14 protein-coding genes are annotated in these 15,594 nt (G+C 69.7%); 5 read left to right on the forward strand and 9 right to left on the reverse strand.

Annotated elements, in window-relative coordinates:
- Positions 1-24: 24 nt before the first annotated feature.
- From AB0M51_RS14315 to AB0M51_RS14325, 3 genes are all read right to left on the reverse strand, one after another.
- Positions 25-1,989: a hypothetical protein gene (locus tag AB0M51_RS14315; protein ID WP_344187346.1), complete on the reverse strand. Its 1,965-nt coding sequence runs from the start codon at positions 1,987-1,989 to the stop codon at positions 25-27.
- Positions 1,986-3,839, reverse strand: coding sequence for a PQQ-binding-like beta-propeller repeat protein (locus AB0M51_RS14320; protein ID WP_344187345.1), 1,854 nt, complete (start codon positions 3,837-3,839; stop codon positions 1,986-1,988). The genes AB0M51_RS14315 and AB0M51_RS14320 overlap by 4 nt, the downstream gene beginning before the upstream one ends.
- Positions 3,840-3,990: 151 nt before the next feature.
- Positions 3,991-5,205 (reverse strand): helix-turn-helix domain-containing protein, encoded by a 1,215-nt coding sequence (locus AB0M51_RS14325; protein WP_344187343.1) that lies wholly within the window; start codon positions 5,203-5,205, stop codon positions 3,991-3,993.
- 85 nt (positions 5,206-5,290) lie between these two features.
- On the opposite strand from AB0M51_RS14325, the gene AB0M51_RS14330 reads away from it, so the two are divergent.
- Positions 5,291-5,905 carry a maleylpyruvate isomerase family mycothiol-dependent enzyme gene (locus AB0M51_RS14330; RefSeq protein ID WP_344187342.1) on the forward strand — a complete coding sequence of 205 codons (615 nt, stop codon included), beginning with the start codon at positions 5,291-5,293 and terminating at the stop codon, positions 5,903-5,905.
- A 3-nt stretch (positions 5,906-5,908) separates the two neighbouring features.
- Here the strand turns inward: AB0M51_RS14330 and AB0M51_RS14335 are convergent, their stop codons facing one another.
- From AB0M51_RS14335 to AB0M51_RS14355, 5 genes are all read right to left on the reverse strand, one after another.
- On the reverse strand, positions 5,909-6,682 hold the full coding sequence (locus tag AB0M51_RS14335) for a hypothetical protein (protein WP_344187341.1): 774 nt from the start codon (positions 6,680-6,682) through the stop codon (positions 5,909-5,911).
- Positions 6,683-6,697: 15 nt separating this feature from the next.
- On the reverse strand, positions 6,698-7,693 hold the full coding sequence (locus AB0M51_RS14340; RefSeq protein ID WP_344187340.1) for a glycoside hydrolase family 43 protein: 996 nt from the start codon (positions 7,691-7,693) through the stop codon (positions 6,698-6,700).
- Positions 7,694-7,789: 96 nt separating this feature from the next.
- On the reverse strand, positions 7,790-8,440 hold the full coding sequence (locus AB0M51_RS14345; protein ID WP_344187339.1) for a DinB family protein: 651 nt from the start codon (positions 8,438-8,440) through the stop codon (positions 7,790-7,792).
- Positions 8,403-8,990, reverse strand: coding sequence for a dihydrofolate reductase family protein (locus tag AB0M51_RS14350; RefSeq protein ID WP_344187338.1), 588 nt, complete (start codon positions 8,988-8,990; stop codon positions 8,403-8,405). The genes AB0M51_RS14345 and AB0M51_RS14350 overlap by 38 nt, the downstream gene beginning before the upstream one ends.
- Positions 8,991-9,028: 38 nt before the next feature.
- The gene (locus tag AB0M51_RS14355) at positions 9,029-10,990 is read right to left on the reverse strand and encodes a potassium transporter Kup (RefSeq protein ID WP_344187336.1); all 1,962 of its coding nucleotides are present in this window, start codon (positions 10,988-10,990) and stop codon (positions 9,029-9,031) included.
- A 76-nt stretch (positions 10,991-11,066) separates the two neighbouring features.
- Here AB0M51_RS14355 and AB0M51_RS14360 point away from each other — a divergent pair, with 76 nt between their 5' ends.
- Positions 11,067-12,440: an MFS transporter gene (locus AB0M51_RS14360; RefSeq protein WP_344187335.1), complete on the forward strand. Its 1,374-nt coding sequence runs from the start codon at positions 11,067-11,069 to the stop codon at positions 12,438-12,440.
- Positions 12,437-12,961 carry a chloramphenicol phosphotransferase CPT gene (gene cpt / locus AB0M51_RS14365; RefSeq protein WP_344187334.1) on the forward strand — a complete coding sequence of 175 codons (525 nt, stop codon included), beginning with the start codon at positions 12,437-12,439 and terminating at the stop codon, positions 12,959-12,961. Before AB0M51_RS14360 ends, cpt begins: the two co-directional genes overlap by 4 nt.
- Before the next feature lie 6 nt (positions 12,962-12,967).
- Here cpt and AB0M51_RS14370 read toward each other — a convergent pair whose 3' ends face one another.
- On the reverse strand, positions 12,968-13,573 hold the full coding sequence (locus AB0M51_RS14370; RefSeq protein ID WP_344187333.1) for a helix-turn-helix domain-containing protein: 606 nt from the start codon (positions 13,571-13,573) through the stop codon (positions 12,968-12,970).
- Positions 13,574-13,635: 62 nt separating this feature from the next.
- On the opposite strand from AB0M51_RS14370, the gene AB0M51_RS14375 reads away from it, so the two are divergent.
- On the forward strand, positions 13,636-14,643 hold the full coding sequence (locus AB0M51_RS14375) for a hypothetical protein (protein ID WP_344187332.1): 1,008 nt from the start codon (positions 13,636-13,638) through the stop codon (positions 14,641-14,643).
- Positions 14,643-15,587 carry an aldo/keto reductase gene (locus AB0M51_RS14380; protein WP_344187331.1) on the forward strand — a complete coding sequence of 315 codons (945 nt, stop codon included), beginning with the start codon at positions 14,643-14,645 and terminating at the stop codon, positions 15,585-15,587. Before AB0M51_RS14375 ends, AB0M51_RS14380 begins: the two co-directional genes overlap by 1 nt.
- Positions 15,588-15,594 lie beyond the last annotated feature (7 nt).

Below are 15,594 nucleotides of genomic sequence, written 5' to 3' on the forward strand. Positions count from 1 at the left end.
AAAGCGATTCCCTCCGTTGGTTGCTCAGGGCAAAGGCAATTGGACGAGGTCGCGGTCGGACAGGCCCCACACACTGCGCGGGGCGCCACGGACCGGGGTCAGTTGCGGCACGGTGTACCACCCGTCGCCGAGGTTGTTCACCAGCAGTGTCGCCGTATTCGCTCCGAGCTGGTACAGGTTCCCGCCGAAGTTGGTCTCACAGTAAACCCCGGTCCGGTCAACGAAGAGCTGTCCGTAGCCGGAGAGCTTGTTCGTGCCGCGGGCGACCGCTCCGGTGCTCAGGTCGTACGTGAACCACGAGCCGCTGGTCCGTTTGAGGACGCCGTACAGGGTTCCGTCGTGTACGGCGACACTCTGGATGGAGCGTTCACCGGCAAGCGGCTCGACCGTCCACAGCAGCTTGCGCCGCGCCAGGTCGAACGCACCGATCGCGGCCGCGGTACGGGTCGGCGTGATCCCGCCACCGCCGACCACGTCGCCGCCGAGGTACGCGACGCCGTCGACGACATGGACCGACATCACCGACTGGTCGGGCAGTACGCCGTAGTGCACGTCCAACTCACCCGTCCGTACGTCGAGCAACGTGAGCGCGCCGGTGAGCTTGCCCGTGCCGGGCGCCGAGGCGATCGCGAGCAGCTTCGACTTCTCGTCGTACGCCGCCTGCCAGGGGCGGATCTGCTCGTGACCGATCGTCCCGAAGCTGTGCACCTCCTTCGTCCGCGGGTTCACCCGCACGACCTCGGTGCTCGGGTACAGCGCGGTGTAGAGCTCGCCGCGGATCCAGTTGAGGGTCTTGGCCTCGCCCGCGACCCGGAGCCGGCGGACCTGGTCGCCGGCGTGCTCGGAGATCACCCAGTGCCCGCCGACGTACAGGTTCGGCTCGCCGAGGGCGATCGACTGCGGTTTGTCCGGTGCGGGCGTGAACCCGGCGTCGACGAGGTCGAGCAGCTCGAACTCGCCGGTCCGTACGTCGAGCCACCACAGCACGCCGGAACCGGTCGAGCCGAGCAGCGTGTTCTCGTCGAGCAGCACGATCCGGCGGTGCTCGTCCGCCGGCGCGGGCGTTCCGACCGCGGTCAGGACCGAGTCGGAGGCGCCCCATTTCCACACCGTGCCGGACGTGCGGGTCGTGAGGTACACCGTACCGTCCGTGGCGACGGTGATCGCGTCGACGCCTGTCTCGTCGGCGGGCAGCGGCACGCTCCGTACGTCGCTGCCGTCGAGGGACATGCTCCACACTGCCTCGCTGCTGCCCACGTAGATCCGGTTGTCCGCGGCTGCGAACGGGCCGAAGTTCTGCCCGCGGGCCGAGGCCGGGGTGAGGTCTCGGAAGGTCTTCGTGCTGCGGTCGTAGCCGACGAGCTGGGAGGGTGTGTAGATCCCGGCGTACACGTAGTTGCCTGCGGCACCGACGTACCGGCCGTACTGCGCTCCCGGGACCGGTGCGCCGAGTTGGGTGAGCGCGTTCGTCGCGGGGTCGATCTGCCAGACGGCGCCGTTCGGGTAGCTGACCGCGAAGACCCCGCCGTCGGGGGCCGTCGTCAGGTCCCAGACGAAGCCGCCGGGACCGGCGAGGCTGCCGACGCGGGTCAAGGAGCCGTCGGCCGGGTCGAAACAATAGACGTCGGGGACGGGGTAGAGGCCGGCGTAGATCTTGCCTGCGGCAACGGTGATGCCCCAGCCGCCTTCGCCTACCGGGAACTCCACCGTTCGTGTGACGCGCTTGGTGGCCAGGTCGACCTCGGTCAGTCGCGGCGGCACGATACCGCGGCTGATCACGTACGCGCGCCCGTCGAGGACAGCCATCGCGACGACGGCTGCGGTCGTGACTGCGGGCCCGGATGTGGGGAGAGTGGTGCCGTCGACCGGTTCGACCGCGGCGGAAGCAGGCGGGACGGGCAGGTCGGCTCCTCGGGCCGGCGTGGGGAGGGAAGCGAGCGTGCTGGTGGCGAGTGCGCTCGTCAGTGCCGTGCGGCGGGAGATCGTCATCGGAGGCCGCCGATCCGGATCAGGTTGCGGCCCTTGATCGTGTAGAGCGCGTCGCCGTTGTGTGACGTGGTGATCAACGGGTAGCCGTAGATCTGCGCACCGAGACCGTCGACCACCGTGGTGACTGTGGTGCCGTCGACCTTGAAGACCCTCGTGTTGTCCGTGCCGTACAGACCGCTGCGGGCGATCGTCAGCCGGCTCTGCCCGCTACCGATCGTGGTGGACGCGAGCAGCTTGCCGGTCAGCGGATCGAGTACGGCGAGCCGCCCGTCGTCGGTGGTCGCGTAGAGCTTGCCGCGATACACGACGACGTCGCTGTAGCTCTGCGCCTTCGGCAACGGTGCCGTCTCCCACAGCGTGCGATTGCTTCGCAGGTCGAACGCGACAACGGTTGCCTGCGGCAAGATCGGATCGGTGCCGAGACTGTTCCGCGTCGCGCCGCCGAGGTACGCGACGCCGTCCGCGGTGGTGACGGAGCGGACCGACTGCTGCGGTACGACGCCGCGATGGACCTCGCGTTGCCCGGTGTCGAGGTGCTGCTCGACGAGGGTCCCGTCGTACTTGCCGTAGTCGGGCTCGGTGGAGATCAGCCACGTCCGCGAGCTCTCGTCGTACGCCTCGTCGGTCGGCCGGGTCTGCTCGTTGCCGACCTGGCCGAGTTCGTGCAGTGCCGAGCCGTCGGGCTTCATCTGCCAGAGCCGGGCCAACGTGTAGACCCCGAGGTACACGCTCTGGCCGACCGGCGTCATCGTCTTCGCCTCGCCGGGCAGGAAGGTCCGGGTGCTCGCGCCGGTCGCCAGGTCGTGCACCTGGATGCCGGCCTTGCCGCTGACCAGGACCGACGACTGGGTCGCCGTGATCGCCATCGCCTGCTCAGGCGCCGGAGGCAGCCCGGCCTGGCCGAGGTCGGTGCCGGTGAACGTCCCGGTCGACTCGTCGAAGTCGACGACCTGGCTGGTCAGCTCGGCCCGGACGGTGCTGCTGTCGACGAAGATCCGGTTGAAGTACGCCCCGTCGTACGGCGATCCCAGTCGCGTGAGGGTGTTGCCGCGGTACCGGTAGAGCGTCCCGGACGGCCGCGTGCCGAGGTAGATGTCGTCACCGGTCAGCGTGATCGCGGTGATGTACTGGTCGCCGCCCGGGGTCTGCACCTCGACCGGGTTGCTCAGGTCGTTGGTGTCGTAGACGAGCATCGTCCCGGTGGGGGAGAGGCTCGCGGCGAGCCTCGTTCCGTCGAGCGCGAGCGTGGCGACGAAGGTCCGGTCCGCGTACCGCGCCGGCAGGATCTCGCGGCGCTCGCCGCCGGCCCGGTCGATCGCGATCAGGTGCGCCTTGGTGCCGACGCCGGCGTAGATCGTGGTCGCGTCGGCGGCGATGCTGCGGACGTACTGCTCGCCCGCGACCGCGGCGCCGTACGACCTGGTCGCGCCGGTGGCCGGGTCGTACTCGTGGACCGCGCCGTCGGGGTAGGTGCCGGCCACGATCTTCCCGTCCGGGGTCGCCGCGATCGACCAGATGAACGAACCGAACTGCGCGACCTTCGTGGCCGTCCCGGTGGTGGTGTCGACCTTGTAGACGTCGCCGGGAGTGTAGAGCCCGATGTAGAGGTCGGTGCCGACATGGGTCATCGCCCAGGCACCGGCGCCGGTGGGCAGCGAGAGTTTGCGGTCGACGGTCCTGGTGGCGGGGTCGAACGCGCCGACCTGGACGGGCGAGACGCCGGAGGTGATGGTCCAGATCCGGTCGCCGACCTGCTCGGCGACGCTGGTCGAGGTGACGGAGGATGCCGGCCCGAGGTCGGTTACGGTCGGGGCCGCAACTGCAGCTCGGGCTGGAGCAGAAACACTCACGAATCCTGTGCAGATGAGCAGAACACTGATCAATCCCCGTGCGAATCGCTTGTCCACAAGGCCTCCCGGGACAGTGCGCACCGAATTACGGTCATGGCTGAAATTAGCCGGACGTGCGTCGGCGCGTCAACCGTTCGGGAAACAAAACGATCTACAGATGAACCCGGTACACGACCAGCGGCCGGCCGCTGCCGGTGCCGAGCTGGGTGCCGGTGGCGTCCGCGAGCCCGGCCCGCTCGAGGCGGTTCAGGACGCGCCGGGCGGTCCGCGGCTGGATGCCGAGGTGGTCGGCGACCGAGCGGGTGGTGAGCCCGTCGTCCGGTGTGGCGCGGACGAGCTCCTGGAGGCGTTCGAGGGTCGCCTTCGAGAGGCCGGCACGCTGTGCGAGCAGCTGGAGTTTCGAGCGTTGCTGCGCGCGGGGCGCGGCGCCGCCGACCAGGACCAGGTCGATGTCGTTGCGCAGTGACACCACGGCCGCCGTCCGCCCGGCGGTCTTCGCGCGGCCGAGCGCGCGGCGGGCGAGGACCTCGGTCTCGGTGCCGGAGCCGCCGATGCCGAAGCCGATCCGGACCGGCCCGAACTGCTCCTTCAGCCGGGTCAGCATGCTCAGCTCGGTGAACGCGGCGGTCGCCTGCTCGAGCGGTCCGCGGGTCGCGATCACCAGCCAGCGCTTGTCGTCGTAGCGCAGTACGCTGCCGCCGAGCGACCCGGCCTCGCGGCGCAGCGCGCTCTCGGCGTCCGGCGAGATCTCGACCAGCCCGAGCGCGATCTGCGCATCGTCACTGCGCAATGCGTCATGAACGAGCAGCAGGCTGTTCACCGCGGCGCGCACCGAGTGCACCGACGGCGCGAGCCGCACCGTGGTCTGCTCGGTCCGGAGCTTCTCGTACGCCGATCGCAGACAGGTGATCGCCACCTCGGCCTTGGCCTGCCGGTGGAACGTGACGATGTCGTCGAGGCTCAGCCCGGGCCGGTACGGCAGCACCCGCACGCCGCGCATCGGCAGCCCGACCTCGTCGAACGTCTCCCGGACGTCGGCCTCGTCGAGTACGTCGATGCTCAGCGAGGTGACGTCGTGTCCCTCGCGGAGCAGTTGCACCAGCGTGCGCATCAGCGTGGCGCCGGTGTACTCGACATGAGCGGCCGGCCGGTCGAGCAGATCCTGGGCGGCGGCGATCTGGTACGGGACCACACCGGTGAACAGCCACGCGTCGACACTGCCCGGCGCCTCGGCCATCACCTTCGGCGTGTCGGTCTCCCGCCGGTACCGCAGCGGAACGACCTCGACGCCGCGTAGCCCCTTGACGATCCGGCTGCTGGAGGTGACCAGGTCCGACGGTCCCACCACTCCGATCGTCGTCACCATGCGCAGGTCCCCTCCATGCGGGCCAGTCTCGCCACAAGACCCCACCGCTGCAAGAACCCGCGCCGTCGTGGGCTACGTTCCATCCATGGACCGGGTTCTGGACTGGATCGACGAGGGTACGGCGCTGTGCCGTGGAGCACTGGCCGACCTGGAGGCGCCGTCACTGCTGCCGGGGTGGTCACGACGCCACGTGGCCGCGCACCTCGCCCTGAACGCGGAGGCCCTCGGCAACCTCGTGCACTGGGCGCGCACCGGTGAGGAACGGCACATGTACCCCTCCGCGGACGCCCGCAACGCCGACATCGAGCAGGCCTCGACGCGGGCCGCGGACGAGCTGCGGAGCTGGTTCGACGAGGCGTGCGCCGTACTGCGTGACTCGATGGCGACGCTCACCGACGCTCAGTGGCAGACCCAGGTGCTGACCTCCCGGGGCGCTCCGATCCCGGCCACCGAGGTCCCGTGGATGCGGTCCCGCGAGGTCATGATCCACGCCGTCGACCTCGGCGCCGGGGTCACGTTCGCCGACCTGCCGGACGACTTCCTCACCCGGCTCTGCGACGACATCCGCGGCTCACGTGGCGACGTACCGGAGGTCCACGGCCCGCTCGCCGAGCTTGCGGCGTACCTGTCCGGCCGCCCGTACGCCGACGTCACCCGCCCGGACGGCACTCCCGCGGAACCGCTGTCGCCCTGGCTCTGACCGCTACGGCGCCGGGATCGTCAGTTTGATCTGGACGGCGTCGTGCCCACTGCTGACCTGGCCGAGCGCGGTGAGGCAGCAGTTGCCGAGCCTCGGGGAGTACATGAAGCCGTCGATGCGTTCACCGCTGTCCGGGCCGTTGGGCTCGAGTCCGGAACGCTTGCCGATGTCGTTCGGGTCGGCGTCGACGGTCTTGTTCCAGTCGGCGCCGAGAACCGTGAACATGTCGGTGCGCTTGACGAAGTCGACCACGTTGTCCGACATCCGGTCGTACGGACTGCCGGGACCGGTCTGGCAGCGCGGCGGCGGCATGTGCAGCGAGGCGATCCGCACCCAGCGGCCGTTGGTCAGCTTGACCTTGAGCTTCGCGATCCAGCGGGTCATGATCCCGCCGTCCGGGCACGGACTGGCGTCGACGCCTTTCACCAGGTCCCAGTCGTCGAGGTCGGTCGCCACCGAGCGGCGGATCAGCACTGCACTACCGAGCCGGTCCTCGGAGTCGTTCTCGTTCGCGACCGTGCCGTGCCGGATGATCCACGTGGAGGTGTCGACGAAGTTCGCGAGCTTGAGGTTCTTCGCCTCCTGCAGGAACACGACGTCCGCGTTCGGTGCGATCAGGTTCCGCCACTTGCCCGGTGTGTCCTCCGGGTGGGCGAAGTCGACGTTCGCGGTCACGAACCGCAGGGTCACGGCCTGCGCGGCCGATGCCTGCGGGACGAACGAGACACCGGCGACCGTCGCGAGGACGGCAGCCAGCAGGAGAGCTCTGCGGCGCATCGTGGGCACCTTTCGTCAGAGGAAGGCACCGACGGACGGCGTCGCGTCGGCGGACCAGTTGAGTACGGCGGCGTAGAGGACGCGGCGGTGGGTGACGCCGTTCCGGATTTGCTCGTCGGTGCACGGCGACGTACCCGTGCCGCAGACCCAGCCGTGCAGGAAGACGCGCCAACCGCCGTCGAGGGACGGGGTGACGTCCGCGCCGCCGGGCCCGCAGAGGCCGGTGCCGGCGGAGGTCATCAGCGTGTGCTCGGTGGCGGTGGCGAAGTCCCAGCGGTTCGTCGAGCGCAGCCAGACGGTGGCGTAGCTGCAGTTGTCGTAACCGTAGCGGGACGCGAACAGGACGTACTGGGATCCGCGCTGCACCATCGTCGGGTTCTCGATGATGCCGTCGCGCCGGAGCAGCTCGCGGCTGTCGCCGCTCGCCTTGTGCGTACCGGCGGCGTTGAATGGGACCATGCGCAGCGATGAGGGGATCTGTTGCGTCTTGTAGAGCAGGAACCGGTTGCCGTTGCTGTCCTGGAACGGCGACGGGTCGATCACCCCGGCGGTCGCGATCGGCCGACCGGGTACGCCGTCCTCGCCGCCCTGCCGGCCGCCGGGACAGACGAGCGGGGTGTCACCGAGGGGCGTGTACGGTCCGCCGGCCGTGGTCGACGTAGCGACCCCGATGCATCGCTGACCGCCGAAGTCCTTCGCGACAGCCGAGTAGTAGAGCACGTAGCCGGCCGACGTATGCCAGGCATCCGGTGCCCACACGTCGGGTCCGCTGTCCACCCACGCCGGGACACTGGCCAGCGCCGACCCGACACTCTGCCAGGGCCCCCTTGCCGTGTCACCCTTGCTGACGCGGCCCTTCGGGCCAGTGCTGAACACGAAGAAGTCGCCGTTCACCCGGAGTACGCCGGGGTCCGCGATCGGAGCGTCGTACACGGGACCGGGTGCCGCGGCCTGGGCCGGCAACACGGTCAGCAGCGAACTGGCCAGCGCAAGCAGAACGGACTTCAACATGCGGCCTCCCAGGGGCGTGGGATCAGTCGAACCACATCCTGAGGCCAATCACTTACCGGTTCAAGACCACGACCCGAACTTTCTTTCCACCTGGAGTTAAGACTTGTCGTTCCGCGCCCGGAACTCCTCCCAGGCCGCGGGATCGTAGCCGGGGAGCCGGCGTACGTACGCCATCCACGTGTCCCGGTCGATCTCGCCGGTGATCCGGGCCCGGTACATCCGCAGGTACTCCTCGTCGTCCGGCGACATCGGGTCCCCGGGGTGGCTCCCGACGCGGCCGTCGGTCAGCTCCCGGACGACGTCCGCGTGGCCGGTGTGCCGGGTCGTGTCGAGCAGCACGGTGAGGATCATCTCGCGCAAGGTCACGGTGTTCCCGGTGTGATGTGTCCCGGCCGCGTCCAGGTCGAGCGCCTCGATCGATCGTGCGGCCGCCGTACATGCCCGGCGGTACGCCGCGACCAGCTCGTCGACGGACTCGTCCGGGGTCGCCCACAGGTCGAGCCCGAAGAACAGCTCCTCGTCGTCGAGCCCGTCGGCCATCCGATCGGCATCCTGCTGCTGCCCGAACGCCGCCACCAGATACCCGTAGGTGATGCCGGTCAGATGCTTCACGATCCCGATCAGGTTCGTCCCCGTCGGCGTCATCGGCCGCCGGAGCGCGTCGTCGTCCAGCCCTTCGACCTTCCAGAGCAACGAGCGTTGTACCTCGTCAAGGTGCCGGAGTAGCAGGGTCTTCTCGGGCGTCATTCAGGACACGGTAGCGAAGGTGGGTGACGTCGCGGTCGGCGAGTTGGCGGACGTTCTCCAGCTCGATGTACTCCGCCGGCAGGTTGTCGAACAGGCGCCGGCCCTGGCCGAGCAGCACGTTGACGACGTGCAGTTCGATCTCGTCCAGCAGCCCGGCACGGAGCAGCGCCTGGGCGGCACCGGCGCCGTGGACCAGCACGTCCCGATCACCCGCCGCCGCTTTCGCCCGCGCGGCGCACTCGGCGACGTCGGTGACGTAGACGGCGCTTCCGGGAGGTACGTCGTCCGCGTGGTGGGTGAGGATGAACATCGGCACACCGTCGTGGTGGTCGCCGTTCCACCGCCCGGCGTGCTCGTAGGTACGACGCCCCGCGATCAACGCCCCGGTCGCCGCGGCCTCGGCGTACACCTGCCCGCTCGGCCCGTCGGAGTCGCGGTCGTCGAGCCAGTTGAACAGCCGGAAGCCACCGCGCCCCATCGGCTCCTCGACGCTGTCATCCGGCCCGACCACGAAGCCGTCGAGCGACATGCTCATGTACAGGCGGATCATCGCGGACCTCCGAGTGGTGTCGTCGTGCGGCTGGGCTGTCAGACCTCGATGTGGGAGCCGATGATGACCGTGCGGTCGCGGGGCAGGCTGAAGGCCTCGGCGGCGTCGGCGGTGATGTGCGACGTGGCGAGGAACAGCTGCTTGCGCCAGCCGGCCATCGTCTTGGCCTTGCCGCGGCGAAGCTCGATCTTGGACAGGAAGTACGAGGCCCGGTCGAGGTCGAGGGGTCCCTCGGACTCGGACGGGTCGAGCAACGCCAGGGCGGCCGGTACGTGGGGGCGCTCCATGTAGCCGAACCTGATCGTGACGTGCGTGATCCCGTCGTCGCCGTACCCGAGGTCGTTCACCGTGACCCGGTTCTCCTCGGCGACCCGCGGGACCGGCTCGGTGTCGATCGCGACGATCACCACGTGCTCGTGCCGGACCTGGTTGTGCTCGACGTTCGCCCGGAGCGCGAGCGGTGCGCTGACGCCGCCGCGGTTCAGGAAGATCGCCGTACCGGGGACCGTGCGGACCGGCAGCTTGCCGGACCGCAGCTCGTCGATGAACTCCTGCAGCGAACCCTCGGCGCGCTCCCGCTCGTGGGTGACGACCTCACGGCCGCGCTGCCAGGTCGTCATCACCGTGAACGAGGTGAGCGCGATCAACAGCGGTAGCCAGGCGCCGTGCAGCAGCTTGGTCAGGTTGGCCGCGATGAACAGCCCGTCGATCACGAGCAGCGGCACCGCGCCGGCCAGGATCAGCCACTTCGGCACCTTCCAGCGGTAGTGCGCCACGTAGAAGAACAGCAGTGTGGTGATCGTGATCGTCCCGGTCACGGTCATGCCGTACGCGTACGCGAGCGCGGCCGAACTCCGGAACGCGAAGATCAGCGTCAGCACCGACACGAACAACAGCCAGTTCACGAACGGTACGTAGATCTGGCCCATGGTGGTCGCCGACGTGTGCGTCACCCGCAGCCGCGGCAGGTACCCGAGCCGGGCGGCCTGCGCCATCACCGAGTACGCACCGGTGATGACGGCCTGGGACGCGATCACGGTCGCCGCGGTCGCGAGCAGCACCAGCGGCAGCCGGCCCCAGTCCGGGAGCAGCAGGAAGAACGGGCTGCTGATGTTCGCGTGGTCCTTGAGGATCAGCGCACCCTGGCCCAGGTAGCTGAGCGTGAGGGCCGGCAGCACCAGGACCAGCCAGCCCCGGCTGATCGCCTTCCGTCCGAAGTGCCCCATGTCGGCGTACAGCGCCTCGGCGCCGGTGATCGACAGGACGACCGCCGCGAGCGCGAAGAACGCGATGTGGAAATGCCCGGCCAGGAAGCCGATCGCGTACGTCGGGGACAGTGCCTTGAGGATCTGCGCGTGCTCGAGGATGCCGCCGATCCCGGCCGCGCCGATCACCGTGAACCACAGGATCATCACCGGCCCGAACGCCCGGCCGATGGACTCGGTCCCGCGGCGCTGGACCATGAACAGCCCGATGATGATCACCGCGGTGATCGGGATCACGTACTCGCCCAGCGACGGCTGCACGGTCTTGAGTCCCTCGACCGCGGACAGCACGGAGATCGCCGGCGTGATCATGCCGTCGCCGAAGAACAACGACGCGCCGAACAGGCCCACGGTGGCCAGCACCGCGGCGGCCTTCCGGCCGGGGTGCGTACGGCGCCACTTGCGGAGCAGCGTGATGAGCGCCATCACCCCGCCCTCGCCGTCGTTGTCGGCGCGCATAGTGAGCAGGATGTACGTGACCGTGACGACGAGCATCACCGACCAGAAGATCAGTGACACCACGCCGTACACGTTGTGGTCGCTGACCGGCACCGGGTGCGGGTCCTCGGGGTTGAAGACCGTCTGCAGGGTGTAGATGGGGCTGGTGCCGATGTCACCGAACACGACACCGAGAGCGCCGACGATCACCGCCAGTTTCGCCGTGTCGTGTACCGCGCTGTGCCCCGTCGTAGGCCCGGAACCTTCGTCCGTGCTGGGCGCTTGCTGATCCGTCACGGCACGGGACGATACCTGCCCCCGGAGCTATCGGAGTGCATGTCGAGCCGCGGCGGACGGCTCCGACGTACCGGGTATGACAGCCGAACGGGTACTGCGGACCTACCTGACGCTGGTCGCGGTGTCGACCGGGGCGTCGTCGATGATCTGGGGCATCAACACGTTGTTCCTGCTGGACGCCGGGCTGAACGTGGGGCAGGCGTTCGCCGCGAACGCGTTCTTCACCGTGGGGATGGTCCTGTTCGAGGTGCCGACCGGGGTGGTCGCGGACACGATCGGGCGGCGGGCGTCGTACCTGCTGGGGACGGCGACGCTGTTCGGTACGACGCTGTTGTACCTGTGGCTGTGGCGGGTGCACGCCGGGTTCGGGTGGTGGGCGGTGGTGTCGGCGCTGCTCGGGCTGGGTTTCACGTTCTTCAGCGGGGCGACGGAGGCGTGGCTGGTCGACGGGCTGCACGCGACCGGGTACGAAGGGTCGCTGGACGCGGCGTTCGCGAAGGGGCAGGTGGCGAACGGGGTGGCGATGATGGCCGGCTCGATCGGCGGCGGCGTACTCGCGCAGGTGACGAACCTCGGGACGCCGTACGTCGCGCGGGCACTGTTGCTGACGGCCACGTTCGCGGTCGCGTGGCGCTCGATGCGCGACATCGGCTTCACGCCCGAGCCGCGGGTGTCCGTGCGCCGCGAGATGACCGGCATAGTCCGCTCGTCCCTCCAGCACGGCTTCCGCAACCCCCGGGTCCGCTGGGTCATCCTGGCCGGCCCGTTCACAGCCGGCGTCAGCGCGTACGGCTTCTACGCCGCCCAGCCCTACCTCCTGGACCTCTACGGCCACATCACCTCGTACGCCGTAGCCGGTCTCTCCGCCGGTGTAGTAGCCGCCGCCCAAATAGCCGGCGGCCTCCTGGCCCCCCACCTCCTGCACCGAGCCACCCCTCACCCCACCGCGGAGCGGGGGCTCCCACTCCAGCCCGCCCCGGAGCGGGGGCTCCCACTCCAGCCCACCGCGGAGCGGGGGCTCCCACTCCAGCCCGCCCCGGAGCGGAGCCGAGGGGCGGATTCTCGGGTGGGGATGTTGATGGGGGCGATCGTGGTTTCGGGGGTGGTTATTGCCGGGATCGGGGTGGTGACCACCTTCTGGCTGGCCCTGGTGTTGTTGATGGTGTGGGGGAGCATGTTCGCCGCGATGACGCCGATCCGGCAGGCCTACCTCAACACCCACATCACGTCGGAGCAACGCGCCACCGTCCTCTCCTTCGACAACCTGGTCGGCTCAGCCGGCGGAGTCGTCGTACAACCCGCGCTCGGCCGCGCCGCGGACGTCTGGGGCTACGGACCGGCCTACTTGGTCTGCGCCGCCGTCCAGGTGCTCGCCGTACCGGTCCTCGCCCTCGCCCGCCGTAAACCGGTCGAGACCCCCGACGCCGAACCCCTAGCCTTGCGGGCGTGACACGACTGATCATCGTCAACGGGGGCTCGAGCTCCGGGAAGACCGGCATCGTCCGGTGCCTGCAGGCCGTACTCCCGGAGCCGTGGCTCGCCCTCAGCGTGGACGACTTCGTCGACGCGCTGCCCGCCGTGATGGAGGGCGGCATCGAGTTCGGTCCGGCCGGCGAGGTGTCCGTCGGCCCGGCGTTCCGCACCCTGGAAGCGGCCTGGACCGCCGGCATCGTCGCGATGTGCCGCGCCGGTGGCCGCGCGATCGTCGACGACGTCTTCCTTGGCGGTGCGTCGTCGCAGCAGCGCTGGCGCGACGCAGCCGGCGACCTGGAAACCCTCTTCGTCGGCGTCCGCTGCGCCCCCGAGATCGCGGCCGGCCGCGAGATCGCCCGCGGTGACCGCGCCCGCGGCATGGCCGAGCAGCAGGCGTACGTCGTCCACGAGGGCATCACGTACGACGTCGAAGTCGACACCTCGCACACCGAGTCGATCGACTGCGCCCGCCAGATCGCCAACTACCTCAACAGCTGACAACACCTAGCCGTGTAGCCGGTCGACAGCTGCGAGCGTGCTGACGATCCGCGCACGGTGATCTGCCGCGACCACCGTCTCCTCCTCGCCGTCCAGGATCCGCCGTACAGCCTCCAGATGCACCGTCCGGACCGCCGCCACGGCCAGCGCCGCGGTCAGCTGCGGATCCGGTACGCCGGTCCGCTGCATCGCCCCCGCGATCGCCTCCTCGATGTGCTGCAGCAGCTCCCGCGCCCGCGCCTGCAACGCCCGCGACTCCGCCACCACCTCCCAGAACCGCCGGAACCCCGCGCGGATCGTCGACAACGGATGCCCCTGGTCTGCCAGCTCGACCAGCAGCTCCGACAGCACCGCCACCGCCGACGTACCCGCCGGCCGGTCGTTGATCGCGGCAACGACCAGTGCCTCGGCCTCCGGATACCGGTCGAAGAACAGGTCCTCCTTGCGGGCGAAGTGCGCGAACACGGTCGGCCGCGCCACGTCCGCCGCCTCCGCGACCTCGGACACCGACACCTCGTCGAACCCGCGCTCCAGGAACAGCCCGGTCGCCACGTCCGAGATCCGCGCCCGGACCTCGGCCTTCTTCCGCTCCCGCCGGCCTTGATGCTCCACGGCGACAACCATACTGGATAAAAAGATGTACTGAGTATGACTTTAGCTGTAGGCTGCGAACCATGGTTTCCATCGGGGTGAACTACGACACCGGTTTCGTCTACGGCGGCCGCAACACCCGCCGCCGCTTCGACGCCGACGCCGTACGCAATGACATGGCCGTGATTGCCAGGCAGCTGCGCGCCCCGGCGGTCCGGATCTCGGGTGACGACCCGGACCGGCTGGCGGTCGCCGCCGGGGCGGCCCTCGCCGCCGGCCTGGACGTGTGGTTCTCGCCGATGCCGGTCGACCTGGAGCCGGCCGAGTTGGTCCCGTTCCTCACCGGCTGCGCTGCGCGTGCGGAGAGCCTGCGCCAGGAAGCGGGGGCCGAGGTGGTGATGGTCCTCGGTTGCGAGCTCACGCTCTTCTGCACCGGCTTCGTCCCGGGCGCGACCACGAAGGACCGGATCGCGCTGATGTCGGACCCGGCGACCTGGACCGATCCCGTGAAGGTCGGTGAGTTCCAGGCCGGCCTGGCCCGCTGGACCGGCGTCCAGGCCGAGCTGGTCGCGGCCGCGCGGAAGGTCTTCGGCGGCCGGATCACGTACGCCGCCGGGATGTGGGAGGACGTGAACTGGGACCTGTTCGACATCGTCGCCGTCGACGCGTACCGGGACGCGCAGAACGCCGCGACCTTCGCGGAAGAGCTGGCGTCGCGGAGCAAGTGGGGCAAGCCGGTGGTCGCGACCGAGTTCGGCTGCTGCACGTACCGCGGCGCCGCCGACCGCGGCGGGGCCGGCTGGACGATCGTCGACGCGAAGTCCGACCCGCCGGTGCTCGACGGCGACTACGAGCGACGGGAGGAGGAACAGGTGGAGTATCTGATCGACCTCGTCGAGGAGTTCGAACGGCTCAACCTCGCCGCCGCGTTCTGGTTCAGCTTCGCCGGCTTCGAGCTGCCGCACCGCCCCGGCGATCCGCGGCGCGACCTCGACCTGGCCGCGTACGGCCTGGTGGCCGTCGACGACGACGGGAACTGGACCCCGAAGCAGGTCTTCGGCGCGCTCGCCGAGCTGAACGCCGACCGCTGATGGACCAGGTCCGGCTGGGCGCGACGGGTCTGCGGGTGTCGCGGATCTGTCTGGGAATGATGAGCTTCGGCACCGGCGGCGCCCGCGAGTGGCATCTCGGCGAGGAGGCGGCCGGGCCGATCGTACGGCGCGCGGTCGACGCGGGCGTGACGTTCTTCGACACCGCGGACGCGTACTCGAAGGGCACCGGTGAGGAGCTGACCGGCCGGCTGCTGCGGAAGTTCTTCGGCCGCCGCGAGGACTACGTACTCGCCACCAAGGTGTACTACCCGACAGGTCCCGGCCCGAACGACCGCGGCCTGTCCCGCAAGCACATCCTGGACGCGATCGACGCCTCGTTGCGCCGGCTCGGCACGGAGTACGTCGACCTCTACCAGATCCACCGCTGGGACGACGAGACCCCGATCGAGGAGACGATGGACGCGCTCGCCGACGTCGTCCGGGCCGGGAAGGCGCGGTATCTCGGCGCGTCGAGCATGGCCGCGTGGCAGTTCGCGAAGGCACAACGGGTGGCGCCGATCCCGTTCGTGGCGATGCAGAACCACTACAACCTCGTGTACCGCGAGGAGGAGCGCGAGATGATCCCGCTCTGTGTCGACCAGGGCGTCGGCGTGATCCCGTACAGCCCGCTCGCCCGCGGCCTGCTGGCCCGGACCGGCAGTACGACGAGAGCGGGCAGCGACCCGGTGGCCGACGACCTGTACGGCGCGAACGACCTCGAGGTGGTGGACGTCGTACACGCCCTGGCTGCCGAGCGCGACGTACCGCCGGCGCAGGTCGCGCTTGCCTGGCTGATGGGGTCGGCCGGGGTGACCGCGCCGATCCTGGGCGCCACGAAGACGCGGCACATCGACGACGGCGTGGCTGCGGTGGATCTGGTGCTGTCGGCGGCGGAGCGGGCCCGGCTGGAGGCACCGTACCGGCCGCATCCGGTCTTGGACTGACAGGTAC

The sequence above is a fragment of the Kribbella sp. NPDC051137 genome (genome assembly GCF_040682535.1).
GTDB classification, from domain to species: domain Bacteria; phylum Actinomycetota; class Actinomycetes; order Propionibacteriales; family Kribbellaceae; genus Kribbella; species Kribbella karoonensis.

Excerpts from the sequence above, each read along its gene's own strand:
- AB0M51_RS14345 (WP_344187339.1), bottom strand. The coding sequence starts at position 8,440 with ATGACGCCCGAGAAGACCCTGCTACTCCGGCACCTTGACGAGGTACAA.
- AB0M51_RS14350 (WP_344187338.1), bottom strand. The coding sequence starts at position 8,990 with ATGATCCGCCTGTACATGAGCATGTCGCTCGACGGCTTCGTGGTCGGG.
- AB0M51_RS14380 (WP_344187331.1), top strand. The coding sequence starts at position 14,643 with ATGGACCAGGTCCGGCTGGGCGCGACGGGTCTGCGGGTGTCGCGGATC.
- AB0M51_RS14330 (WP_344187342.1), top strand. The coding sequence starts at position 5,291 with ATGGACCGGGTTCTGGACTGGATCGACGAGGGTACGGCGCTGTGCCGT.
- AB0M51_RS14335 (WP_344187341.1), bottom strand. The coding sequence starts at position 6,682 with ATGCGCCGCAGAGCTCTCCTGCTGGCTGCCGTCCTCGCGACGGTCGCC.
- AB0M51_RS14315 (WP_344187346.1), bottom strand. The coding sequence starts at position 1,989 with ATGACGATCTCCCGCCGCACGGCACTGACGAGCGCACTCGCCACCAGC.
- AB0M51_RS14340 (WP_344187340.1), bottom strand. The coding sequence starts at position 7,693 with ATGTTGAAGTCCGTTCTGCTTGCGCTGGCCAGTTCGCTGCTGACCGTG.
- AB0M51_RS14360 (WP_344187335.1), top strand. The coding sequence starts at position 11,067 with ATGACAGCCGAACGGGTACTGCGGACCTACCTGACGCTGGTCGCGGTG.
- AB0M51_RS14375 (WP_344187332.1), top strand. The coding sequence starts at position 13,636 with ATGGTTTCCATCGGGGTGAACTACGACACCGGTTTCGTCTACGGCGGC.
- AB0M51_RS14325 (WP_344187343.1), bottom strand. The coding sequence starts at position 5,205 with ATGGTGACGACGATCGGAGTGGTGGGACCGTCGGACCTGGTCACCTCC.